Genomic DNA, 23,216 nt, shown 5'->3' on the forward strand with positions numbered 1-23,216 from the left:
AAGAGGTCAAAAGTAATGAGATTAGGACTGACGCAGAGAAACTTTAAAAATTTTGACGCACAGAGATTTAAGAATTTTAGATTTTAGATTTTAGATTTTTTATTCAATCCAAAATTCAAAATATAAAATTGGCATGGCTTCTTTCATCTTCTGCACTACTTCTTACTTGTAGAGCTACCACCAGGTAGGCGGCGTTCAAACCACAGTCCAGCGCTAATTAAAGCAGAACCACACAAGATAAACACCAGCGACTTGAAAAGTAAGCCTGTATCGTACTCTTGCACGCGACTGATAATTTGCACTGTTAATAACAGCATTCCGCCCCAAAAGGAACTTCTGTTGCTTAATTTCAATCCTTCTTGAATTAGTCCCCAGGCTAATGTTGCTAGAAGTACATTGAAAATAAAAACACCAAGTTCATCAATTCGGCTGATAGCTTGATGCCAAAAAGGTACTAGGATAATAAAGACAAGAAAGGTACTAATGATAGCAGTCGTGAAAATCACTTCCCGACGCGGAGGGTTATTTCTTTGGCGCAGTAGAAACAACCATTGCAATACCGCCAAGCCGCTGAGAATTCCCAAATCGATGATTGGCAGAGACCCGAAGAAGTTTGTCAAATTTGTTGGCTGATTATAACCATAATTTGGAGATTGCCAAACCCAACGAAAAGACAGAACGTAAAAGACTATGCCGAAGCTTACCAACGCTAAATTACGAGCCAGGGATTGAAACAACCTGTAATTTATGGTTGGAAACAGCAGATCATCATAACTCCAGAATAATGCAGGTGGGAGTGCAAAAGCAAAAGATGCCACCCAAGGGGCTATATCAACATAATTCAGCAGTGGTAGGGGATTAAGGTTAGCTTGTAAGGAACTAGCAAAAACAAAGGCTGCTAGACCAAAAATCCAACGCGATCGACACAAATAGGCTAAAGGTACAAACACCAGCCATGCCAACAAAGGTAGATGCTGCACCACAAACCGCGACCAAGTTAACTCACCTGAAGCGTACCACAAGTCTTCTAATCCAGTCCAGTACCCGATTTCCACGAGAACAATTGACAGAATTCCTAAAGAATTTAAGCACAAACTGAAGGCCATCACCACAACACCGAACCACCAGACGAGAAACAATTGGGAAGTTGAACCGGCAATATTGAACATCTGGGCTATCAGCAGTAAATTTGCACCGAAAATGAAGGCGCTTAAAATTAGTAATCCTTCTCCCAGCAAGCGTTTACTTTTTTGTGGCTTCTTCCCTTCAGGTGATCTCCAGGTGTAAAAACCAGTGATCGCGATCGCAAAAAATAAACTTATCAGCAGAATAAATTTGATTTCTCGTGACCCTCCCTGCCAGTTTCCTGCTACAAAGGTAATTATGCCTAAACATAAAAGTATGCCGCCTATACCAATCGCGATCGCTTTCTGGCGATCGCGTGCAGCAGCTTCCAGGTTTTTAAATTGATAACGTTCTGCTATTTGCTCATACTGCGAAGAACTAATTAATCCTTCATCCCTCCATAAATGTGCTTCTTTGCGTAATTTTTGCGGAAAATTATCTAAGTTCATGACCTTCTCCGGTGCAGTGGGGTAGCTTGGCCATTGCGATCCCAATGGCGGTCATTATATTTTGAGTATGAAGCCAAAAGCCTTAATTACATTGTTCTTCTGTAACAGTTTTATTTTGATTCTGATACAACGTACTAATTCATAATTCATAATGACGCTCGATGACTCGCTACCGCTTCGCTAACATAATTGATAATTAACATGGAAAAACCTTCTAATTTATTACTTAAAGTCTCGCGGCGGTTGTTCACTAATCTAGATGAGCAAGAAAAATTTATTGAGGCTTTAATAAATCCTCAGCCTTTTTCACCCAGTATTCTTTGGTGTCAAGAAAAGCCAGATATTTCGCCTTTGGCAGTGGAAAGACCAACATATTGGCAACCACAATTTATAGACCGCTTATATCTAGGAGAAAAACCAGGACAGCATCCCTTGCATCAAAAAGGATATTTCTATTGTTTAGATTTTTCTTCGGTGTTTGCGGCTACTACTTTGTTAGCTATTCCTCAGTCAGTGCCTTTAGTTTTTGATATGTGTGCCGCACCAGGAGGTAAAAGTATCTTTGCTTGGAAAGCTTTACAACCTGACTTACTCATTAGTAATGAAGTGATTGGCAAACGTCTGGGAATGCTAATTTCTAATTTGAAGCGTTGCCAGATCAGCCCTAGTGCAGTGGTTAATCGAGATTCGAGTATCTTTGCCCAAATGTTTCCCAGTTCTAGCAATCTAGTAATAGTAGATGCTCCTTGTACTGGACAATCTTTACTTGCTAAAGGTGAAAAAGCACCCGGATGTTTTCACCCAACAGCTATTAATAAGAGTGCAAATCGGCAAAAGCGCATTATAGCTAACTCTGCTAAAATTGTTTCACCACAAGGCTATCTTGCTTATATGAGTTGTACATATTCACCCGAAGAAAATGAGCAAGTTTGTGAATGGTTTTTAGAACGCTTTCCCCAGTTTCAGGCAATAGAAATTACTAATTTAGCCAAATATCAGTCGCATTTAACTACAATGCCTTGTTATCGGATGTTTCCTCAAGATAGGTTAGGTGCTGGTGCGTTTACAATCCTGTTTAAAAATACTAATGAGGATGAGCTTAAAGAAGTAGATTTAAATATAATATCTTCGCTGTATATCTACCAAAATATGAAATAGTCAAGTTAGTTACATTGCTGACATATATAGCAATCATAAATTATTCGTGAAGAACGAGATCCCCGACTTCTTAGAGGTTTTTGAAAAGTGATATGTTGTGATTTTAATCGAATTGTTACCCCCTTAATCCCCCCGATATATTGGGGAGAAACAAGAAAAATTCGGTTCCCTCACGCCACTTGCTTCAAGTCGGCAAAGCCGCCCAACGCAGTGGCTCCCCTTTATAAGGGGAGGGTTAGGGTGGGGTAAAAAAATATTTGATACATCACATCAATCATGACTTTTCAAACATCCTCTTAGCTCGACTTTATCCATTTTTTGGCAACGCTTTAGCTGACGCTGAAAGCTTTGTATGACCGTAGTTTTACTTTTTAGTTTTCACCTAAAATCAGTGATATGGAAAAAGTTTTTGCCAAAAAGCTAGGGTTTTGCCGATACAAGAGATCCAAGTTATTAATTTTGGATAAAGTCGAGCTTAGAGAAGTCGGTGATTTAAATATTGTGATTTTCAAAAATTAAATGGGATTGCGATATATTCTAGCATTAAGCCAAAATATGTGATGTTTTAAAGAGTGCCGCATTTGTCAATTAGCCATCAGGAGTACACACTTTACAACAGTTAATTTTATATTTGTAAGATATAAACCTAGCGATTCTCATACCCTGCGGGTTGAATCAAAAACCTGAATAATTAACTCTTATAGTTAAAAAAGCATTTTTAACCTTTTCATAACCTAAAATTAACCAAAATTTATCTGGTATCAGCTCTAGACTTTCGGAAGTAAACATTATACAGAAAAGCTAGACTGTACAGGATGCAAATTATATGAGTCGAAAAGTCAGCAAAGTGTTTAAACAGTCTGGGGTGATTCCTTATAGAGTGAACAATGGCAAAATTGAAATCTTGCTAATCACCACTCGTAACTTTCAACATTGGGTAATTCCCAAAGGAGATATTCCTAATGGCATGAGTCCGCCTGATTCAGCAGCCAAAGAGGCGTGGGAAGAAGCAGGGGTAATTGGGCAAGTAGACGCGAATGAACTCGGCACTTACAAGTACCGCAAACGAGGCAAAAGTTACTGCGTCAAGATGTATTTGTTACCAGTAGAGATGCTGAGTGAAGATTATCCAGAAGCAAGTAAAAGAAAACGGCAGTGGGTAGAAGTGCCTAAAGCTATCAGGCGGGTTAAGTTTAATTCACTCAAACGAATTCTTAAAGGTTTTTTCGAGGTCAAATCTCATTTTTGTGCATTTCGATGTTAAGTAAGTGGGCAAGAATAAATCAAACTATGTTACGCAATGTAAAATTAACTAAAGGTTTGTAGTAAGCGCTGGAGCCGCTTACTACAAACCTTTAATTATTCACACCCACTTAGGAATAAGAATTAAAGAACATACAATTTATGTCCCTGGCTTACCTCACCCTCAATCCCTCTCCGATATATTGGAGAGGGAAGCTAGAGACAGGATGAAGTTTTGCATTTTATTTAATCCATGTTCCTTACTTAAATCCACAATAAAGCTACCCAAGTTTTTATACCGATAATTCCATCAGCTTGCAATCCCTTAGATGTTTGGAAACTAACAATTGCATCCTTAACTGACTCAGAGAAATGCCCATCAATGGCATCAGTATATAATCCAATTTTTGTTAATTGCTGTTGTAATTGCTTGACTTTTAGCCCAGAATCTCCTACCTGAAATCCATTAAATCGATTCAAATCGGCTCGACCACTAACACCTGGGACACCAGATATATCACCTTCATATTGATGGATTAGGTATTGCCCCTGCCAAGCGCTAGGAATAGTTGGGTTCTTGACTCCGTAGTGGGCAATCCATAACGGATAACTAGCAAAATCAGATGGATTGCCAAGTTCTTCCCAGAAACTGGGAAAGGTATAAATGATTGGTTTGATTGGTTTTTGTGTTTGTTCTAAAAGGGCTTTTTCCACCTCTGCTAACCACTGTTTGGCTGCATTAATTACGGCTTGGTTAGTTACGTTGTCAGTTACCTCTACATCCAGAACTGGTGGCATATCTCCCGGTTCTAATTTGCCCAGCGTTTTTAAGAATTCTTTTGCTTGCTTAACCGGGTCAGAAGTATGTGGGTGAAAGAAATGATAAGCACCCCGAATAATACCAGCAGCTTTCATGGTCGGCCAGTGATGAGCAAAAGCAGAATCTTTGATACTAACTCCCTCTGTGGCTTTGACAAACGCAAAAGTTTTACCAGAGTTTTTTACTGTCGTCCAATCTACTCTGCCGTCTTGATCTGCAACATCAATTCCTAGCATAGAATTTTTTAACCTTTGTGAATAGTACAATGCTGAACTTATCGGAGGCTTTGATCTAATTTATGCTTTTTCTGGGTCTTTGAGTAAATTACAGAAATTTACTAGGGTTTAGTATCAACGGCTCGCACTGGAGTTACTCTAACTTTGCCCGTACAAGGCTTGATTTGTTCTGTAAGGGTAAAGTGCTGGTAACTATTAGGAGGCGTGATTTCAATTTTACTAGAGATTGGGCAGTGTTTCTCTGGAGAACTAATGTGGTTATATGCTATCTGAAATGAGGCTTGTCTTCCAGGAGCTAGAGTTACTTTTTGTCGAGTTTGCTGACTCGAAAAGTAAGTATCCTTGGAGCGGATAACTTTAATCCCTTCCAAAGCCTGACCTTTTGCATCCAGTAGCGCCAATCCTGGATAACCGTTGAGGGTGCAAGGGGATGAGCCGTTATTGGTGAAGGCGTAGGTGAGTGCAACATTCCCAACGCCAGCATCTTCTGAGACTCGGCGCACTGACAATTGACTATTTTCACAGCGCGTCGGATTCGTGGCAATAGTGGCTTGAGGGGTAGAATTCTCTGTAATTTTTCCAGTCGGTGTAGGTGTTGAGGTCAACAAAGTTTCCTTCGTCGCCTGCTCACTGTTTGCTGGCAAGGCTTGCGGCTGTTTTGTAACAGAGGAAGAACCGACACAGCCAGTTGTCACGGCAGTCAGGAGCAACAACATACTGCTTTGCATAATTAGAATTCGCATATGTTCTTTTTTTGTAGTGAACTACTTACACTGATGCTTTATATACAGTGTAAGTTTCCAAATTCACAAGGGTTAGCATTGCTTTGTATATACCATTGCAACAGCTTATCCATCTTTTCGGGCAACGTGAACAGCAGAAATAAACGAGAGGTGTACACTGTCTCCAAAGTTCCTCAGCTTTTCCCGCAATCCTGCAAATAGCAACTCCTTCGCCTTTGGCTCCAGTCTCATCATGGTACTTAACAGCTTGAGGTAGTCATCGATGCTGTACGTAACCTCACACGCGATTTGCTCAGTCACCAACTCCTTAAAATAACCAGAGTCTAAAATGTCTTGTTCAAACCCTCTCAAAATTTCCGCTTGAGTTTTGGCACCTTCATACCGCACAAGTGAGGGAGCATAGGCTTGATACACTTCAAAGATCGCTTGGTAAACTTCGTATTTCGGTTCAGGCCTCAGATTCCATAGCAGGATGAGAAACCCGTTGTCGCGTAATGCCGTAGCTGCCTTGCCATACCGAATCTCTGACGGTATCCAGTGAAAGGCGTTAGCAGATAGAACGGCATTGAACTGTTTTGCTTCCACTTCCCACTCCTCAAATGAGGTGTTGTGGATTGCAACGTTTGGATAGGTTGCACAGTTGCGTTGTGCCAAATGACAAAAATCCTGGTTTGGCTCAAGACACGTCATTGAAAAACCAAATTGAGCAAAAGCTACCGTCGCATTTCCTGGACCACAACCGACCTCAAGAATCGATGCATCTGAGGAAAGTTGGGCTAAAACGACGGACCGCTCGATCAGTTCCTTTGGATATTTTGGTCTGGCGTTGTAATAAATATCAGCAACGGGAGAATACCAATTCCTTCGCTGTTCTAAATCTATAGAAGCTCTGGCATTTATTTCTTGTTTAGAGTTTTGCATAAGCTAGTTTTATCAGCTTTTGAGTCCAACTTCATTTTATTTCGTCTCGTGGATCAAAGACCAATTCAATATCGATTGTCGCTATACTGTTTGCAAGATTACCATCAAACAAAGTAGGTACTGCAAAATCCCCTCGCATCCTGGTAAAGATTGCCTTGTCGTGGGTTTGATTTTACATCCTCGTCCCCGAAGCTAAGTATTCAACCGAATTCAATATTATCTGTTGCTTCAATTAAAGCGCTCCAAATTCCTGGTTCACTCATCGAATGCCCTGCATCAGGAACCACAATAAATTCTGCTTCCGGCCAAGCCCGATGTAATTCCCAAGCTGATATCATTGGGCAGACTACATCATAGCGTCCTTGAACAATTACAGCCGGAATATGGCGGATACGGTGTACATTTAAGAGTAATTGATCTTCTGTTTCCAAAAATCCCTTATTCATAAAGTAATGGCATTCAATACGTGCGAAAGCTGAAGCAAATTCACTCTCGCCAAACTTTTGCATGAGTTCTCGGTCTAAGAAAAGTCTACTTGTACTACCTTCCCAAATTGACCAAGCACGCGCTGCTGTTAATTGAATTTCTAAATTTGGACTGGTCAAGCGTTTGTAATATGCTGCGATCAGATTATCACGTTCATCTATGGGAATTGGTTTAAGATATTCTTCCCAAGCATCAGGAAAAATATAGCTAGCACCCTCTTGGTAGAACCAGCGCAACTCTTTTTGTCTCAGCATAAAGATCCCACGCAGAATTAGCCCCGTGCATCGAGAGGGATAGGTTTGACTGTAGGCTAATGATAAAGTGCTACCCCAACTACCACCGAAGACCGCCCACTTTTCTATACCTAAATGTTGGCGCAGTTTTTCGATATCACTGACTAAATCCCAAGTGGTGTTTTCCCGTAATTCAGCATGGGGCGTACTTTGACCACAACCGCGCTGGTCAAACATCACTAACCGCCATTTTTCTGGGTGGAAATATTGCCGATAAAAAGCTGGACATCCGCCACCCGGTCCCCCATGCAGCAAAACAATGGGTTGACCTTGCGGGTTCCCTGACTCTTCAAAATGAATCGTATGAAGGTCGGAAACCTGTAAACTACCTTCTAGATAAGCTTTGATCGCTGGATAAAGTTCTCGCATTTTCGATATTTTATCAGTAATGTTGTCATTGCGATCGCTTGCATAAATCAAATAAACCCGATACCCATGATACAACCCTCCAATGGCCTTCCACCTACAGGGCGATCGCAAAAACTGAGAATCATTACAGCATTGCAAACTTGGGCTGCTACTCCCGATGGAATCTCAACAATTGTACTAGCTAAGATGGCATTTAAAATGGCGATCGCATCGGCAATTTCTTTTGAAGTTGCTCAGGCGTTGCAATGGGAGTACCCTTTTTATGCAGCGATCGCCGCCATCATTGTGATGTCATCTACTCATGGCAGCACTTTGTTACTAGGAATTCAACGAATAATTGGCACCGTGATTGGTGCCATAGGTGGAGCCATCTTTGCGGTTGCACTGGGTACCAATTTCTGGTCACTGGGAATAAGTGTATTTTTGACCATCTTTCTGACTTCTTATTGGAAATTCAATGAGGCGGCAAAATTGGCGGGGTATGTATCAGCGATCGTCATTTTGAGTCACAGCGAATCTCCTTGGCTGTACGCCTGGGGCAGGTTTCTGGAAACCCTCTTGGGTATTGGTGTGGCACTGTTGGTAAACAACTTTATTTTTCCTGCCTCGGCTGGAGTCGAACTGAGGCGTTGTTTGTCACAAACGCTAACTGATTTAGAGCAGTTTTATGAGTTGGTTGTGGACTCTGCCTTTACAGGAAACTACGATCGCCCCCGTGTGGATAAGTTGAAAATTAGTATCATTAGTTCACTGAGCAAGGGGCGATCGCTATGGCAGGAAGTCAGACAAGGAAAGACAAACGAACCGCCAGAAAAACGGGTGAATGAAGCCTGGGAGTTTCTCATCCGCAGGATTTGGGAACACATTTTGACAATGGAACATACTGTACTTGCTAGAGGGCAAGATACTTTCTGGCAAATTCTTTCACCTCAAATTACCCAACTGGCACTAGAAACTCAAAATGCAATGCTTCTTTTAGCAACAGCTGTCAAATCGCACCAGCCTAGTTTACCTTTGTCAGGAATGGAAGTTGCAATCACTAATGCTACAGAGCAATTAAACCGACTGGAAGAAATTAAACAGCAAGATTACCCAATGGATGAGATACTCCGGTTTTTCACGTTCTTCTACACGATGGAAGAGGTGGGTAGAAAACTGCAAAAAATGGCAGGTACGCTGATTAACCAATGAAGAGTGCTGAGTTGAAAGACCGCCCACAAGGGGTGGGGCAAATACTTATGTGCGAAAGTACTGAGTATTCTTCTTCTTATATCATGTCCGCTTGATTGCTTATTAAACCCGAAGAACCCCTCCCCGCTTGCGGGGAGGGGTTGGGGGGTAGGGTTCTTTTATTATGGGTAATCTGGTGGACATGATATTACTCAGCACTCAGCACTCAGCACTCAAAACTTTTAGAAGGTGAAAGTTGTTCTCAGCGTCCCAATGATTGCATCATCGTTGTTGCCAGGAAGTTGACCAGGATTGGTTAACCAAATTACCCCAGGAGTAATAGAAATGTTGTCGCTTACACGATACTTATAGAAACCTTCAAAGTGGTATGGTTTATCACCAGTGTTACCTCCCACATAGGGTTCAATACCTGCGAAAAGTCCTAAAACGTTGCCCTTCTTACCAAAGTCTGGCAGGGCTACCCCAAGTCCATAACTCCAAACTTCACCATCATCATTAGCACCAACGCCTGTGATGTCACTGTAAAGCGCAAAGCCACTAATCGACAGTTTGTCACTAGGTTTAAAAGCAGCCTCCAAACCGTAGGAATTACTTGAATATGGATTGCCAGCACCCACAAAGTTAGCTTGTGCAGTACCGACTATACCAGTTGTTGTACTCGCGGAGCCTGCATCGAATAAAACAGTACCACCATTATGATAACCGTGGACGTAGGTTGCAGCTAAGGTGATGCGATCGCCTATTTTTAAGTTCAACTGGCCTAAAGCAGCATAGTTACCCTCGAATAAACCCGTATTTAGACCAGGGGTATTCGCTTGAGATGCTAAGTAACCCAAGGTTAATGAAGGTTCAAAGCCACCGCCACCACTACCAAAGGCTAAGTTAACGCCCATACCAGCACCGCCGCCAATCCGATAGATTGGGCTTTCGGAAGCAAAGGTAGACAAAGCACCGTTACCGCCATCATAATCTTCAAAGTATGGGCTGACGGTAGGAACGTAATCGCTCTGAATACCTCCACTACCAGCTATATAAACTTGGGAGTTGCCAATCGGGAAGTAATACGCCAACCAGTCTATAGAAACACCGTTGTTGGTAGTAGGAGAGACGCTAATGGTTTGAGTCCCTTCAAATGTCCCATTTGGTAAAGCCAATCCAACTGCATTACCAGCTGCAAGCCTAGTATGCAAAATATCTTTACCTGTGAAGCTGCTTTGGAAGTCTAAACGCACCCTGTCTTGGAAAACAGTATTGTTATTGTCGTTGTTGCCAAAGTTGTCGGTGACAGCAAAAATTGCTTCACCAACTAGCTTGGTTGTAGTAGAAAACTGATTTGCTTCAAGTTCTGCACTACGTGCTTCTACAGCATCTACTCGACCACGCAGAGTTCCTAATTCTGCCGAGAATTCCTCTTGCAAACGCTGGAGGGTCGTCAAATCCTGTTTTGACACCAAGCCAGCAGTTGATGTCGCAATCAGTTCATTAACTCGATTTAAACAAGCATTCAAACCTGCGGCAAATTCATAACGGGTTAATGCTCGGTTGCCACGGTAAGTACTATCAGGGTATCCAGCAATACAACCGTAGCGTTCAACCAGAGATTGCAAAGCTTGGAATGCCCAGTCAGTTGGCTGTACATCAGAAAACTGAGAAACTGATGTGACTTGAGACAGTGAATTCTGGTTCTCGCCTTCGCTGGTGTAGCGGTTAACCTTTTCTAAAATGTTATTATCATCAGTCTTTTGGGCAACCAACTGCTGATTAACTTTTGGTTGCTCTGTTTGAATCAATACAGAAGCAGCAGAAGCTATTGATGCTTCTGTTTGAGTAACTTTTGGCTTTGTATCTTCAGAAGAGCCTGCTACTTTAGCAGCCATAGCCCTAGCAGAAAGCAACACTGTCACTCCCAAAACTACTGGAGTTAGTACCAGAGTTTTCCACAATAGATGAGACATTTTTGATTTTCCTTTCCCAAAAAATACCCGAAATACCTGGGTTCAAGAAAAAGAGAACAAGCAGTTTTTCTACTTGTTGGAAATCTTACCAGATTGTAGTCAACTAAGATATATCTCACAAAATTATTCCAGATGAAGAATCTTCAGGAGTGCTGAGTACTGGATAGCTAGGGTTTAACCTGAATGTAGAGACGTAGCAGTGCTACGTCTCTACAAGGGTTCTAGATAACGCATATTTAATTTCTGGAGATGTCTATTGCACTTCAAAATCAAATACCATAGTCTTCTTCACTGTATTGAAGAAGTAAGATGCTGACCTTGAATCTTTTTGAAAGCCTGATCAGCAAAGGCAAAAAATCCTTGTTTGGAACCAAGCAAGGAGAAAAAAGGGTTTATATATTCTCTAATGAGAGTAATAAAAGAGCGCGAAGTCTCAAAACCTGTTTTACTTCTGAATTCTGCTGTATCTCAACAATGTAGCAATGAGGTGAGGCAAGATTTATCCAAATACCTTTGCCTTAACTCATTTAGGAAAAAGAGACTTATGTCTGATTTTAAATATATTAATACTCGTCATCATAATATAGTTGCCAGTTAATCCTAATTTAAAAAGGAGAAAAATCATGTCAAACAATCAAGACATCTTACAAGGCTTTGGTTTGGTCGAAGAACTTGACGAACAAGCTGGTGAAACAATTACTGGTGGATACGAGGTGTTTACCGTTACAAATAAAACTGCATACAATGTCTCCTACTATATCGATGGTAGAATAACTCCAGCACAGTATGCAAAACCAGGAGTTTCTGCTGTATGGACTGCCTACAGCGGAGGAATCATTAAATTTGACACTGACGCGAGAGCGGGGTATACGAAGTACAAATCATCCGATTTGGTCAATGGGGGAAAATATCAATTTCAAAACAACAACTCCACTCCTGGCAATCCATACGATATAGACCTCTATAAAGTTGGGTAAATTTGAAGCAGATTTACTGTTTTGAATCTCTCAAATATACCGCAATTGGGTTATGAGGCAAGCGCAATGACTTTTTAGCGCGTTAGCCAAGCAGTCAAAAGTCTCAACTGACAAGCTAAATGCTCAATTAAGTCGGGTCATTTAACCCGACTTAATTTTCTCCTCAATATTTTCTCATGAGAGTAATAAAAGAAGGCTACTTAGCTCTGAATAATTTGACTGTTAAATTTATTTTTTCTTAACAATCTTTCGATTAATTTCATGAAATACTACATAATACAGATGAATTCAAATTGATGAAGTACACAACCTAAATGTTAATGGCTGTTTTACTTCTGAATTCTGAATTCTGCTGTATCTCAACAATCTACCAATGAGGTCAGGCAAGATTTATCCAAATATCTCTGTCTTAACTCAATTTAAATTAAGGAGAAAAATCATGTCAAACAATCAAGACATCTTCCAAGGCTTGGGTTTGGTCGAAGAACTTGACGAACAAGCTGGTGAAACAATTACTGGCGGATACGAAGTGTTTACCATTACAAACAGAACGGGATACAATGTCTCCTACCTGATCGATGGTACAAAAACTCCAGCACAGTATGCAAAACCCAACGGTTCTGCTGTATGGACTGCCTACAGTGGCGGAATCGTTAAATTTGACGCTGACGGTAGAGCGGGCTATGTGCAGAACAAATCATACAATTTGTCCAATGGGTCAAAATATGAATTTCAATACAACTACTCCACTCCTGGCAATCCATACGATATAGAACTCTATAAAGTTGCGTAAATTTGAAGCAGATTTACTGTTTTGAATCTCTCAAACATACCGCAAATGGGTTATCAGGCAAGCGCAATGACTTTTTAGCGCGTCAGCCAAGCAGTCAAAAGTCTGAACTGACAAGCCAAACGCTCAATTAAGTCGGGTCAAAAGACCCGACTTAATTTTCTCCCCAATAATTGCACTTGAAAATGAAATACCAGATTGTTCTTCAACAAAGTGAAGAAGACTGTGGTGCTGCTTGCATTGCCACAATCGCCAAACATTACGGACGCACCTTTACCCTCAACCGCGTCCGGGAAGCAGTAAGTACTGGTTCACGAGGTACGTCCTTATTGGGCTTGAAGCGGGGAGGGGAAACACTGGGATTTAATGCCCGCCAAGTCAAAGCTACTCCCCAACTCATTGACCAATTACACCAAATCTGCCTACCAGCGATCATTCACTGGAAAGGCAACCACTGGGTAGTGTTATACGGACAAAAAGGCAAAAAATACGTAATTGCCGACCCTGGTCTTGGCATTCGCTATCTGACGCTACAAGAGCTAATGGCGGGTTGGGGTAATGGCGTGATGTTACTTCTGAGTCCTGATGACAGTCGCTTTTATCACCAAGAATCTGATAAAATCGCTGGTATTGGGCGTTATATCCAAAGAATTTACCCCTATCGTTTTATTATTGCCCAAGCGATCGCAATCAACATCGCCATTGGAATTCTTTCTTTGGCGACTCCGTTTATGATGCAACTGCTGACGGATGATGTGTTAGTGCGAGGAGATACCCAACTGCTAACGACTGTAGCAATTGGGGTGATAACCATGAACTTGATTAGAAGTGTGATTGGTTTAGTGCAATCTCATCTAATTGGTCACTTTGGTCAAAGATTACAATTAGGGCTAATTCTGGAATATGGACGTAAACTCTTACATTTGCCTCTCTCCTACTTTGAAGCCCGACGCAGTGGAGAAGTTGTTAGCCGGATTTCTGATGTTCATGCCATCAATAATCTTGTTTCTCAAATTGTCCTCGGTTTACCCAGCCAATTTTTTATTGCTTTAGTTTCCTTAGCTTTAATGCTGTTCTACAGTTGGGAACTGACTCTCGCTTCCATCGCCGCTTTTCTGGTGATTACGGCTGTTAGTTTGCTGTTTTTACCAGCTATCCGCCAGAAAACCCGCAATATGATTGTTTCGGGTACAGAAAACCAAGGCTTTCTGGTGGAAACCTTTCGTGGTGTCCAAGTCTTAAAAACTACTCAAGCTACACCCCAAGCTTGGGAAGAGTACCAGGCGAATTACGGTCGGCTGGCTAACTTGGCTTGGAGTACGATGAAATTAGGACTTTACAGCAGTACTATCGTCGGTGTTCTTTCCACTTTCATTAATATTGGCATCCTCTGGATAGGTAGCAGCTTAGTAATTAATCAGACTCTAAGTATCGGGCAATTAATTGCGTATAACGGACTGAGTGGTAACTTTCTCGGCTTTCTGAGTTCTGCCATTGGCTTACTTGATGAATTTATTACCGCTCAAATAGTCATTCAACGCTTAACAGAAGTGATTGATGCTACTCCAGAAGATGAAAATGATTTTAAAAAGCCTTGGGCACAAATTCCTGGGGATGCAGAGATTACCTGTACTCAACTCAACTTTCACCATGCAGGTAGAGTTGATCTGTTGTCAGATTTTTCCCTAACTATTCGCGGCGGTCAAGTAATTGCTTTAATTGGTAAATCTGGGTGCGGTAAGAGTAGCCTAGCTAAATTAATTACTGGTTTATATAAAATCCAGTCGGGTAATATTCGTTATGGTCTTTACAACCAGCAAGACTTGTCTTTAGAATGTCTGCGACAACAAATAATATTAATTCCCCAAGAACCGCATTTTTGGAGTCGTTCAATTATCGATAATTTCCGCTTTAGCTATCCTGACATGACTTTTGAAAGTATTGTCGAAGCTTGTCAGATTGCTGGTGCAGATGAGTTTATCAGCAAACTACCCGATAAATATCAAACTATTTTAGGAGAATTTGGTGCGAATATTTCTGGGGGACAACGGCAAAGGTTAGCGATCGCTAGGGCAATAGTTACTCAACCCCCGATTCTGATTTTAGACGAATCTACAAGTGCCCTCGACTCGGTAAGCGAAGCACAAGTATTAGATCAATTGCTTTACCATCGCCGGGGTAAAACTACGATTATGATTAGTCACCGACCAAAAGTCATCCAGCGAGCTGATTGGATTGTAATGCTAGAACAAGGACGCTTACAAATTCAAGGTACACCAGAAGAGTTGCGTCAAATCAAAGGCGACCATTTAAATTTCTTAGATGATATTGTGATATCAAAAAATGATTTAGCGATCGCAACTTCTGGCTCCTACCTTAATAACAAGCCTGCTACCATTAATTAAATTATATTTTTCTTTAATACTGCACTAAAGTATGGTTAGCAAGACAGATTTTGTATCCCCAATTCAAACAAACGAATTTTTACCACCACTTAGTCGTTGGACTACCTTTGGCGGGATGATTATCCTTGGCATTCTGAGTTTAGCAATTCCCATTGCGGCGATCGCTAAATATAAAGTCACAGTCAAAGGACAGGCGGTTGTTCGTCCCATTGGTGAATTGCGGGTTGTGCAAGTCACAACCGAAGGTCAAGTAATGCAGATTTATGTCAAACAAAATCAAGTTGTGAAAAAGGGAGATGCGATCGCAACCATTGACGATTCTCGTCTGCAAACTAAAAAAAGTCAACTGCAAACTAATATCCAACAAGGTAAATTACAACTGGTGCAAACCTATGCCCAGATTCAAGCCTTCAACAGCCAGATTCGCGCCGAAACCGACCGCATTCACCGGATTATTACAGGTGCCGAAGCCGAATTAAGCGGTCGCTACCGAGAATATCAAGACAAAAAAATTACTACTGTTTCTGAGTTGGAAGAAGCTGATGCTAATATCAGAATTTCTCAAAGAGAATTGCAGATAGGTAAGGAACAGCTAAAAACAGCACAAGCAAATCTCCATGCCTCCGAAGCAGCTTTGGGTGCAGCCACATCGAAAGAAAACCGTTATCAGACCGTAGCCGCAGTCGGTGCCCTATCTAGAGACCAATTTGAAGAAGCACAACTGCTTGTGAAACAGCAAGAACAATCAGTGGAAGGGCAAAGAGGCGTCGTTGCAGCCCAAAAACAAACAATTGAACGGTTAGAACAAGCACTATCCGCTACTGTAGCCAGACGGGAACGCGCCCAAATTGCGCTCAACCCCAGTAATGCTGGTGTTGCTATTGCTACTGAGCGCATCGCCCAAGAAAAAGCCACAGGAGAAAGCAACAAAGCAACTTTAGAAAAGGATCGCCAAGCCCTAGTTAAACAAAAAATTGAACTTGAAAAACAGCTAAAACTGGATACCAGCGAACTTAAACAAATAGAAACCGACTTAAGTCAAACCACCATTACAGCTACTGCTGATGGGATTATTTCTCAACTTAATCTCCGAAACTCCGGTCAAACTCTGCGGGCTGGTGAAGAAGTGGTGCAAATTGTTCCTAGCGATGTCGCTCAGGTTTTAAAAGCAGCAGTGGCATCTGAAGATAAGAATAAGTTAAAAATTGGTCAAAAAGTCCAAATGCGGGTCAGCGCTTGTCCTTACCCAGATTTTGGCACGCTCAAGGGTAAAGTCCAAGCGATTTCTCCAGATGCAATTACTCCCCAAAAGAATAATAGCGATTCATCTAATGACACCTCTATTAGTCGGCAAAGACCAATGGCTGGTAGTTACTACGAAGTGACCATTGAACCGGAAAATCTGATTTTAGGTAAAGGTAAAAATCAGTGTCACATTCAATTAGGAATGGAGGGTAGGGTTGATATCATTTCCCGCGAAGAAACTGTACTGCAATTCTTCCTCAGAAAGGCGCGGCTAATTGCAGATTTCTAATGTTTTCGTTTTGCTGACAAAAGTCGGTTTCAACGGACTGATCACAGTAGTTTTAGTCCGTTGAAACGGACTTTTGCTATTAGCTAGTGACTTGAGTCACTGGCGATTAAAGTATTTTTGCAATAGGTTTACAACTATCGATAGTTTTTGATTTTACTCCCGCAATCTCATACCTGTCTGGCTCAAATGTTCCGTGCATTGTGAGAACGATCGCATGAATTAAGGCTTCCGCTTTCAGCAGCGTTTCTTGAAACTCCATCTCCGGATCGGAAAGTGCCACAATCCCGCCACCGATACCAATAGAAGTTTGATTAGGAGTCAGAACAGCAGTGCGAATCACAATATTCAAATCTGCTGAACCATTCAATCCCAAAAAGCCGATCGCTCCTGAATACACGCCCCTTGCTTCTTGTTCCAGGCGATCGATAATTTGCATGGTTCTGAGTTTAGGCGCACCTGTCATCGAGCCTCCGGGAAATGAAGCCCGCACACAATCTATTGCTGTTAAATCTGGTCGCAAATGCCCGCGTACTGTTGTTACCAGTTGATGCATCGTTGCATAGGTTTCTACATCCATTAACTTTGGTACGTGAATGCTACCGATTTCACAGACTCGTCCCAAATCATTGCGTAACAGATCGACAATCATCAGATTCTCAGCCCTGTCTTTTTCGCTGTTGCGTAACTGTTCTTTGAGGATAAAATCTTCTTCAGGGAATTTTCCGCGTCTCAGGGTTCCTTTAATCGGCTTAGTTTCTACCCAACCCTGCTGATCAATCCGCAGAAATCGCTCTGGAGATGAGCAAGCGATCGCAATCTCACCAAACCGCAAAAATGCCGCATAGGGGGCAGGATTGAGCTTACGTAAGGTGCGGTAGAACGTCAATGGATCGGGGGTTATATCACTATGAAGCTGATTTGTGAGGCAAACTTGATAGGTTTCCCCTTGATAAATTTCCTCTAAGCAATGGTGAATATCATTAATATAAGTCTGGTAAGTACGACTTAAACTAAACTTGACTGGCTGACTATTTCCTTGAGGCACAAGGGGAGTCAGAGAAGTCAGGGTTTGGAGTTGTTGTTGGATAGTATCAAACCAAATTTCTACCTGTTGTGTTTGTCCTTTTTTAATTAATTGCAGCAAATAAACACACTGTTCTTGGTGATCGATGGCAATCATGCGATCGGCAAATAAGAAAATTGCATCAGGTAATGGTGAAGAATGCACCAATGACGATCCAGACTCTGCCTTGAGTTCATAGCCAAAATAGCCAACAAATCCACAGTTAAAATCAAATGGTAAATCATCAGCTTGGCAACTTCGGAGATCAATTTCTCGTTTGAGATAGTCGAAAATACTTTCGCTGTAATGGGTAACACAATCTGACTGTGCGATCGTGAGTTCCTGCATTTGGGTATGGTAGCGTACCAAAAGGCTGTTTTCCCCGTTCCCATCGCCCATAAACGAGAAGCGGGATAAACCGGATTCCACACGGCTACTGTCTAACCAAAAGGCATTTGCTGCTTGCCCAAATAAATTGACAAATATTTGTTCTGTATTCGGGCAAATATCCAGTTTGCGCCGATGAAGTTCAAACTTCTCTTCCTGTTCTTGGCAGGGTTCATCAATGGGAGGAGTAATAAATCTATATCCAGTCCAATACCGCTTTTCTGAACTTCTTGATGATTTATCTATAAATTGCAGTGTGATATCTCGAAAATTTTCTAGCAATGTTTGTCCATATTCTGTACAAATAGACTCTGGGTGAAACTGCACACCCCAAAAAGGTAGATGCCGATGACGCAATCCCATCACTAATCCTTCCTCAGTCCAAGCAATTTTTTCTAAGCACTCAGGTAGTTCATCCGCAACTATCAAGGAGTGATAGCGCACCACAGAAAATTGACTGGGAATACCTTGGAATAATTTGGAATCATTATGATAAATTTTACTGAGTCTACCGTGTCGAACTTCCGGTGCATGAATCACTCTTCCACCATGTAGGTAGCCAAGTCCTTGATGCCCCAGACAAACTCCCAGCAAAGGCACATCGACGTTCTCAATTATCTGTCGGCAGACTCCAAAATCTTCTGACCTTTCTGGACGGCCGGGGCCAGGTGAAATTACAATGTTGTCAAATGCGATTTCTTTCAATTCATCCCAGTTAAGCTGATCATTACTAATTACTAGAGGTAGTTGCCCATTTACCTCAGCAATCATCTGGTAAAGATTAAAGGTATAAGAATCATAGTTATCAATAATTAATGTTTGCATACATACTCATTTAGCTACCGTATAGAACGTTTTTGCACTTAGAATAGCACCTAGATAAGTTATCTGCTACTTTAAATTTTTTTGTTCTATCTTTGTTAATAAATGATGCTACCATGCACTTTGCAATTCTTGATTCGGGTTTTGTAGGTACTTCTCAATGACTATTTGCAGATTTGTTTGGTTAATCTTGTCCCTAGTGTCTGTGAAATATCCTAACTTGACATCCTCCCCGCCGTAAACAGTCGGGGATTCCTAAGACTCACGACTTAGGTTTCTGTTTCTTTCCCTTCGGGTTCGCCACTTCGACGGAACGGAAACCGTTCCCGCCGAGTGGACTCACCATTACTGGATTTTCGCAACTGCCTTTTAGCCGTATGGTTATCGGGTCTGTCGAAATACTGCGCCTCTGTGGTTCGTTATTTTTTATTTGGAAGTCCCTAATTGCGTACAATTTTAATTAATGTATGCTATTGCAATCCTGAATCATTCGTAAGAAACAAGATCCCCGACAACTTTTACGAAGTCGGGGATCTGAATTAAATAAGATTGCTATATGTCTAAGAAAATTTTCGCGGATGAAGAATCGTAAAGTCTATAAGTGGACTGTGCGATTAATTTACTCCTGATGAAAAACCTGATTTTTTAACTCCAAAAATTACTAATTAGTAATTAGTCAAAGGTGATCGGAGTGCTGTAATTGTGCTATTTTCCGATGGCGATTTGGAAAGCTTCAGCAACAGGCCCTAAAACCAAAACAGGAAAAAATGTCAATGCTCCCAGAATCAAAATGGTGGCGGCAGTCACACTGGTAAATAATTGGGTATCTGTATTTAAGGTTGAACTTGAGTGGGGTACGCGTTGCTTGGATGACAGGCTATCTGCTAGCAGCAACAAAACAATGATCGGAATAAACCGTCCCACCCAGAGGGTAAATGCTGTTGTCAGGTTCCACCACAAAGCAGTCGGGGCGGGTTGGGTGTCTGCCAAGCCTTCAAAACCGGAACCGTTGCCCGCCGCTGCCGATGCATACTCATAAATCACTTGCGTAAAACCGTGAAAGCCAGGATTACTCATGCCTGCAAGTTGGTCAGGAAAAGCTATGGTAATACCACTGGGTAGCAAAATCAATAGCGGGTGAAGCAGAATAATTACACTTGCGAGGGTAATTTCCCATTTATCGATTTTTCGTCCTAAAAACTCTGGCGTTCGTCCCACAATTAAGCCAGTCAGGAAGACTGCCAAAAACATATACACCACCAAAGAAGCGGCACCAGTGCCCATCGCTCCCCAGATGACTTGCAAAAACAGGTTGAGCAAAGCACAAAATCCACCAGACGGCATCAGCGAGTCGAACATCCCGTTAGCAGAACCAGTCATGGTTGCTGTTGTAGTGATGGCGAATAACGCAGTTTCCGCCCAGCCGAAGCGGACTTCTTTACCCTCCAAATTAGGCTGCTGACTACCCAACAGGGCATTCACGGCGGGATTGCCCTGATACTCCCCGATCGCAGTCACGCCAATTAAGACTACAAAAATGGTGAACACCATCCAAAACAGTAGGCGAGTCTGTTTTAAGTTACCGATGAAGATACCGTAGGTGTGGAGTAATGCCGTGGGAATCAGCAACATTGTCACCACTTGTAACAAATTGGTGCTACCATTGGGATTTTCAAAAGGATGAGCAGAGTTGCCACCAAAGAAGGCTCCACCGTTCTCACCTAGCATTTTGATGCTTTCAAAGTGGGCAATCGGGCCACGAGCGATCGCCTGAGTTGCTCCCTCTAAGGTGGTAAAATTTACAGGACCGGCAAGAGTTTCGGGCACACCACCCCAGATCAACAACACTGTACTCACAATAGCCAAGGGTAGCAGTACTCGCGTCATTGAGCAGGTCAAATCTACATAAAAGTTGCCCAAAGGTCTACCTGTTAAGCCACGAATGAAGGCAATTCCCACCGCTAATCCCGTAGCAGGTGCAATAAACATTAAGAAGCCCAAAGCTGTGATCTGGCTCAGGTAGGACATTGTGGTTTCTGGCACATAATGTTGCAAATCTGCCGCAACCAAAAAAGAAATGGTGGTGTGTAATACTGTGTCCCAAGTGGGCATCCCTAAGTTAGTGGGATTCAACGGTAGTGAACTCTGAAATACCAGCAGCAACAGGGCTAAAACTGCCATTGCTGTATTGCTGAATAGGACAGCGATCGCATATTCTCTTCCAGTCATGCTCTCTTCGGGTTCAATACCAATGAGCAGATAAATTAAGCGCTCCAATGGGTTGATCACTCGATCGAGCCAGGTTCTTTGCATCAAAAAGACTTCAGCTAAGTAGCGTCCTAATATTGGTACTGACACCACAACCAAGAATAGGGTAAGGAAGATTTGCACAAAGCCTTGGAGCATACTTGGGATTGGCATAAAGCGATCGCTATAGGTGTAGCGGGAAACTCACCTATTATAGGTAGAACAACTCTATTTAGACATATAATCCGAGCAATTGAGTGCTTCTTTAGTTAGAGCAGTGGAAGGGTGTACTGCACACTTTAGATAGTTGTTGTTGTTAAAAAATTGACAGTTTTTACAGGGTTGTTGCTGTAAATCTTTAATGCTTACTATTTCGTCTTTATCTTGTACCGCATTTTGGGCTGCATCTTGTACCGCTTTCGAGGCAGATGAAACGATAAAAACGACAATTCCCCAAACAATCATGAAGGAAATGTGAGCCAAAAACACTGCTACAAAGGGAATGTCTCCCTGCTGTGGTTTTAAATGATTATCTGTTGTCTTAGGTAGGTTTGCTTCAATTATGGTGGACTGATGAACACTTTTTTGGGCGGATACATCAAGTCGGAAAAAGTCCGAAATATGCATATTAAAAACCTTTAGTTAGTCGAACTCAGATTCAGTAAAGGTCATCTCCAATTAAACATCTTTAGAAACTAGCAAGAAACTACAGCTTTGCTTGGTTTCCATCCCAGGTTTTTGAAGATATTTGCTATTGAAAATAAACCAGAAGAATTAGTTAGTTGCAACTTTTCTTTACTTGTTACCTCATCACTATCTGCCTCAGTCTCAGTGTGGCTGCTCCAAGGAGAGGTAATAACTTTAATCTGATGAATCTTAATTAATCCGCAATAGTTGAGAACAACGGCACCCCAAGCGGTAGTTTCTGGCTTTATATGAGTAACCAAAAGTGTAGAAACTCCTGCTGCTAACCAATCCCCTTGTAATATAGGTGGAGCTTCAACAATCACAATCGATTCAGTGGGAATAGTATGGCTAGCTCTAATTCTTTGCCCACCCAGAAACAGAGTTTCGATAAAAAATATCAGATTGCCTTTAGAGTAAATATCGCTAATTTCGCCCTTAAATTGGGTTGTAATTGGAGTACCCAAATGTTTAATCATCTTCGGGTCAGGTGCATGATAAGAGAAGAAGTAAATGTTCATCTATCTAATAATATGTGGAAGGGAAATTAGCTAGAACCTCTGAATCATCTGAATTTACAGATTGGCTGGCTGTTGGTCGAGCTTCCAGCAAGCAACTGTTGAGTGAATAGTAAACAGAATGAATTTTCTTGAGAGTTACTTTGAGAGCCGGAACCATCATGGGATGGGTTGCGATCGCTAAGATATAGTCTCCAGCAAAAATTGCTGGATTATCTGTTGCGGAAATGACTTGACTTTCTCGCAAAATTCCTAGAAAAACGCATTGATCGGGTAACTTAATTTCAGTTAAATGAATCCCACAATAAACGCTATTAACTTGGATTAAAACACCAAACAGGCTTGGTTATAAAGCTTTTTTGTCTTTTAGAGGATGTTTGAAAAGTCGTGATGGATGTCAAATATTCTTTTACCCCACCCTAACCCTCCCCGATGCATTGGGGAGGGGACTTGATTTTATTGTTTCCCCCCTTTACAAGGGGGGATTAAGGGGGGTAAAAAATCATACCTGATATCACTTTTCAAACAACCTCTTAACACAAAACATTTTTTAACTATAATAGTATTGTCCAATATTCTACATAGAAAATATGCTTTTTTTAGATATATTTTCAGAATATATAAAATGTATTAAACAAATCAAATATATGTTTATTAATTAGCTTTCAAGGCATATATTTAGAGATATAGTTTTGATATAGCCCTACTTACAGCAATTTGATATCAAACCAGCCACAAAGATTGTAAACTTTAAAGATGTAAAAAAACAGATTATTTAGAGATGGCAGCATATTCGATTGA

At 41.5% G+C, this 23,216-nt stretch carries 18 protein-coding genes; 7 read left to right on the plus strand and 11 right to left on the minus strand.

The window, feature by feature from the left end:
• Positions 1 to 155: 155 nt before the first annotated feature.
• Positions 156 to 1,574: a DUF2157 domain-containing protein gene (locus tag V7K15_RS29625; RefSeq protein WP_334911539.1), complete on the minus strand. Its 1,419-nt coding sequence runs from the start codon at positions 1,572 to 1,574 to the stop codon at positions 156 to 158.
• 201 nt (positions 1,575 to 1,775) lie between these two features.
• Between V7K15_RS29625 and V7K15_RS29630 the strand changes: the two genes are divergently transcribed.
• On the plus strand, positions 1,776 to 2,732 hold the full coding sequence (locus V7K15_RS29630; protein ID WP_334911541.1) for an RsmB/NOP family class I SAM-dependent RNA methyltransferase: 957 nt from the start codon (positions 1,776 to 1,778) through the stop codon (positions 2,730 to 2,732).
• Between the two features lie 826 nt (positions 2,733 to 3,558).
• Positions 3,559 to 3,996, plus strand: a complete 438-nt coding sequence (locus tag V7K15_RS29635; protein ID WP_334911543.1) for an NUDIX hydrolase — start codon at positions 3,559 to 3,561, stop codon at positions 3,994 to 3,996.
• 242 nt (positions 3,997 to 4,238) lie between these two features.
• Here the strand turns inward: V7K15_RS29635 and V7K15_RS29640 are convergent, their stop codons facing one another.
• The 4 genes from V7K15_RS29640 to pip all read right to left on the minus strand — a co-directional run bounded on the left by V7K15_RS29640 (position 4,239) and on the right by pip (position 7,842).
• Positions 4,239 to 5,030 (minus strand): GH25 family lysozyme, encoded by a 792-nt coding sequence (locus V7K15_RS29640; protein ID WP_334911545.1) that lies wholly within the window; start codon positions 5,028 to 5,030, stop codon positions 4,239 to 4,241.
• A 101-nt stretch (positions 5,031 to 5,131) separates the two neighbouring features.
• Complete coding sequence (locus V7K15_RS29645) at positions 5,132 to 5,758, minus strand: DUF4232 domain-containing protein (RefSeq protein WP_334911547.1); 627 nt, start codon at positions 5,756 to 5,758, stop codon at positions 5,132 to 5,134.
• A 120-nt stretch (positions 5,759 to 5,878) separates the two neighbouring features.
• The gene (locus V7K15_RS29650; protein ID WP_334911549.1) at positions 5,879 to 6,694 is read right to left on the minus strand and encodes a class I SAM-dependent methyltransferase; all 816 of its coding nucleotides are present in this window, start codon (positions 6,692 to 6,694) and stop codon (positions 5,879 to 5,881) included.
• A gap of 200 nt (positions 6,695 to 6,894) precedes the next feature.
• Positions 6,895 to 7,842, minus strand: a complete 948-nt coding sequence (gene pip / locus V7K15_RS29655; RefSeq protein WP_334911571.1) for a prolyl aminopeptidase — start codon at positions 7,840 to 7,842, stop codon at positions 6,895 to 6,897.
• Positions 7,843 to 7,908: 66 nt separating this feature from the next.
• Here pip and V7K15_RS29660 point away from each other — a divergent pair, with 66 nt between their 5' ends.
• Entirely contained in the window at positions 7,909 to 9,033 is a 1,125-nt protein-coding gene (locus tag V7K15_RS29660; protein WP_334911551.1) for an FUSC family protein, read from the plus strand.
• Positions 9,034 to 9,254: 221 nt separating this feature from the next.
• On the opposite strand, the gene V7K15_RS29665 is transcribed toward V7K15_RS29660, so the two are convergent.
• Positions 9,255 to 10,988: an iron uptake porin gene (locus V7K15_RS29665; RefSeq protein ID WP_334911553.1), complete on the minus strand. Its 1,734-nt coding sequence runs from the start codon at positions 10,986 to 10,988 to the stop codon at positions 9,255 to 9,257.
• Between the two features lie 623 nt (positions 10,989 to 11,611).
• Between V7K15_RS29665 and V7K15_RS29670 the strand changes: the two genes are divergently transcribed.
• The 4 genes from V7K15_RS29670 (at position 11,612) to V7K15_RS29685 (ending at position 16,694) form a co-directional block, all read left to right on the plus strand.
• Positions 11,612 to 11,965: a hypothetical protein gene (locus V7K15_RS29670; RefSeq protein WP_334911555.1), complete on the plus strand. Its 354-nt coding sequence runs from the start codon at positions 11,612 to 11,614 to the stop codon at positions 11,963 to 11,965.
• 439 nt (positions 11,966 to 12,404) lie between these two features.
• Complete coding sequence (locus tag V7K15_RS29675) at positions 12,405 to 12,758, plus strand: hypothetical protein (protein ID WP_334911557.1); 354 nt, start codon at positions 12,405 to 12,407, stop codon at positions 12,756 to 12,758.
• Positions 12,759 to 12,940: 182 nt separating this feature from the next.
• Entirely contained in the window at positions 12,941 to 15,160 is a 2,220-nt protein-coding gene (locus tag V7K15_RS29680; RefSeq protein WP_334911559.1) for a peptidase domain-containing ABC transporter, read from the plus strand.
• A gap of 31 nt (positions 15,161 to 15,191) precedes the next feature.
• Positions 15,192 to 16,694, plus strand: coding sequence for an HlyD family efflux transporter periplasmic adaptor subunit (locus V7K15_RS29685; protein ID WP_334911561.1), 1,503 nt, complete (start codon positions 15,192 to 15,194; stop codon positions 16,692 to 16,694).
• Positions 16,695 to 16,800: 106 nt separating this feature from the next.
• On the opposite strand, the gene pabB is transcribed toward V7K15_RS29685, so the two are convergent.
• The 5 genes from pabB to V7K15_RS29710 form a co-directional block, all read right to left on the minus strand.
• Positions 16,801 to 18,969, minus strand: a complete 2,169-nt coding sequence (gene pabB / locus V7K15_RS29690) for an aminodeoxychorismate synthase component I (RefSeq protein WP_334911563.1) — start codon at positions 18,967 to 18,969, stop codon at positions 16,801 to 16,803.
• 702 nt (positions 18,970 to 19,671) lie between these two features.
• Positions 19,672 to 21,372 (minus strand): potassium-transporting ATPase subunit KdpA, encoded by a 1,701-nt coding sequence (gene kdpA, locus V7K15_RS29695; RefSeq protein WP_334911573.1) that lies wholly within the window; start codon positions 21,370 to 21,372, stop codon positions 19,672 to 19,674.
• 69 nt (positions 21,373 to 21,441) lie between these two features.
• Complete coding sequence (locus V7K15_RS29700; RefSeq protein ID WP_334911565.1) at positions 21,442 to 21,840, minus strand: hypothetical protein; 399 nt, start codon at positions 21,838 to 21,840, stop codon at positions 21,442 to 21,444.
• Positions 21,841 to 21,908: 68 nt separating this feature from the next.
• Positions 21,909 to 22,418: a hypothetical protein gene (locus V7K15_RS29705; RefSeq protein ID WP_334911567.1), complete on the minus strand. Its 510-nt coding sequence runs from the start codon at positions 22,416 to 22,418 to the stop codon at positions 21,909 to 21,911.
• Between the two features lie 4 nt (positions 22,419 to 22,422).
• A complete protein-coding gene (locus V7K15_RS29710; protein ID WP_442949728.1) occupies positions 22,423 to 22,662 on the minus strand; it encodes a hypothetical protein in 240 nt (79 codons plus the stop codon).
• Between the last annotated feature and the right edge of the window lie 554 nt (positions 22,663 to 23,216).

It is taken from the genome of Nostoc sp. (assembly GCF_036919815.1).
GTDB lineage: Bacteria > Cyanobacteriota > Cyanobacteriia > Cyanobacteriales > Nostocaceae > Nostoc.

Coding starts and splice junctions, on each gene's coding strand:
- V7K15_RS29625 (WP_334911539.1), bottom strand. CDS start 1,574: ATGAACTTAGATAATTTTCCGCAAAAATTACGCAAAGAAGCACATTTA.
- V7K15_RS29630 (WP_334911541.1), top strand. CDS start 1,776: ATGGAAAAACCTTCTAATTTATTACTTAAAGTCTCGCGGCGGTTGTTC.
- V7K15_RS29635 (WP_334911543.1), top strand. CDS start 3,559: ATGAGTCGAAAAGTCAGCAAAGTGTTTAAACAGTCTGGGGTGATTCCT.
- V7K15_RS29640 (WP_334911545.1), bottom strand. CDS start 5,030: ATGCTAGGAATTGATGTTGCAGATCAAGACGGCAGAGTAGATTGGACG.
- V7K15_RS29645 (WP_334911547.1), bottom strand. CDS start 5,758: ATGCAAAGCAGTATGTTGTTGCTCCTGACTGCCGTGACAACTGGCTGT.
- V7K15_RS29650 (WP_334911549.1), bottom strand. CDS start 6,694: ATGCAAAACTCTAAACAAGAAATAAATGCCAGAGCTTCTATAGATTTA.
- pip (WP_334911571.1), bottom strand. CDS start 7,842: ATGCGAGAACTTTATCCAGCGATCAAAGCTTATCTAGAAGGTAGTTTA.
- V7K15_RS29660 (WP_334911551.1), top strand. CDS start 7,909: ATGATACAACCCTCCAATGGCCTTCCACCTACAGGGCGATCGCAAAAA.
- V7K15_RS29665 (WP_334911553.1), bottom strand. CDS start 10,988: ATGTCTCATCTATTGTGGAAAACTCTGGTACTAACTCCAGTAGTTTTG.
- V7K15_RS29670 (WP_334911555.1), top strand. CDS start 11,612: ATGTCAAACAATCAAGACATCTTACAAGGCTTTGGTTTGGTCGAAGAA.
- V7K15_RS29675 (WP_334911557.1), top strand. CDS start 12,405: ATGTCAAACAATCAAGACATCTTCCAAGGCTTGGGTTTGGTCGAAGAA.
- V7K15_RS29680 (WP_334911559.1), top strand. CDS start 12,941: ATGAAATACCAGATTGTTCTTCAACAAAGTGAAGAAGACTGTGGTGCT.
- V7K15_RS29685 (WP_334911561.1), top strand. CDS start 15,192: ATGGTTAGCAAGACAGATTTTGTATCCCCAATTCAAACAAACGAATTT.
- pabB (WP_334911563.1), bottom strand. CDS start 18,969: ATGCAAACATTAATTATTGATAACTATGATTCTTATACCTTTAATCTT.
- kdpA (WP_334911573.1), bottom strand. CDS start 21,372: ATGCTCCAAGGCTTTGTGCAAATCTTCCTTACCCTATTCTTGGTTGTG.
- V7K15_RS29700 (WP_334911565.1), bottom strand. CDS start 21,840: ATGCATATTTCGGACTTTTTCCGACTTGATGTATCCGCCCAAAAAAGT.
- V7K15_RS29705 (WP_334911567.1), bottom strand. CDS start 22,418: ATGAACATTTACTTCTTCTCTTATCATGCACCTGACCCGAAGATGATT.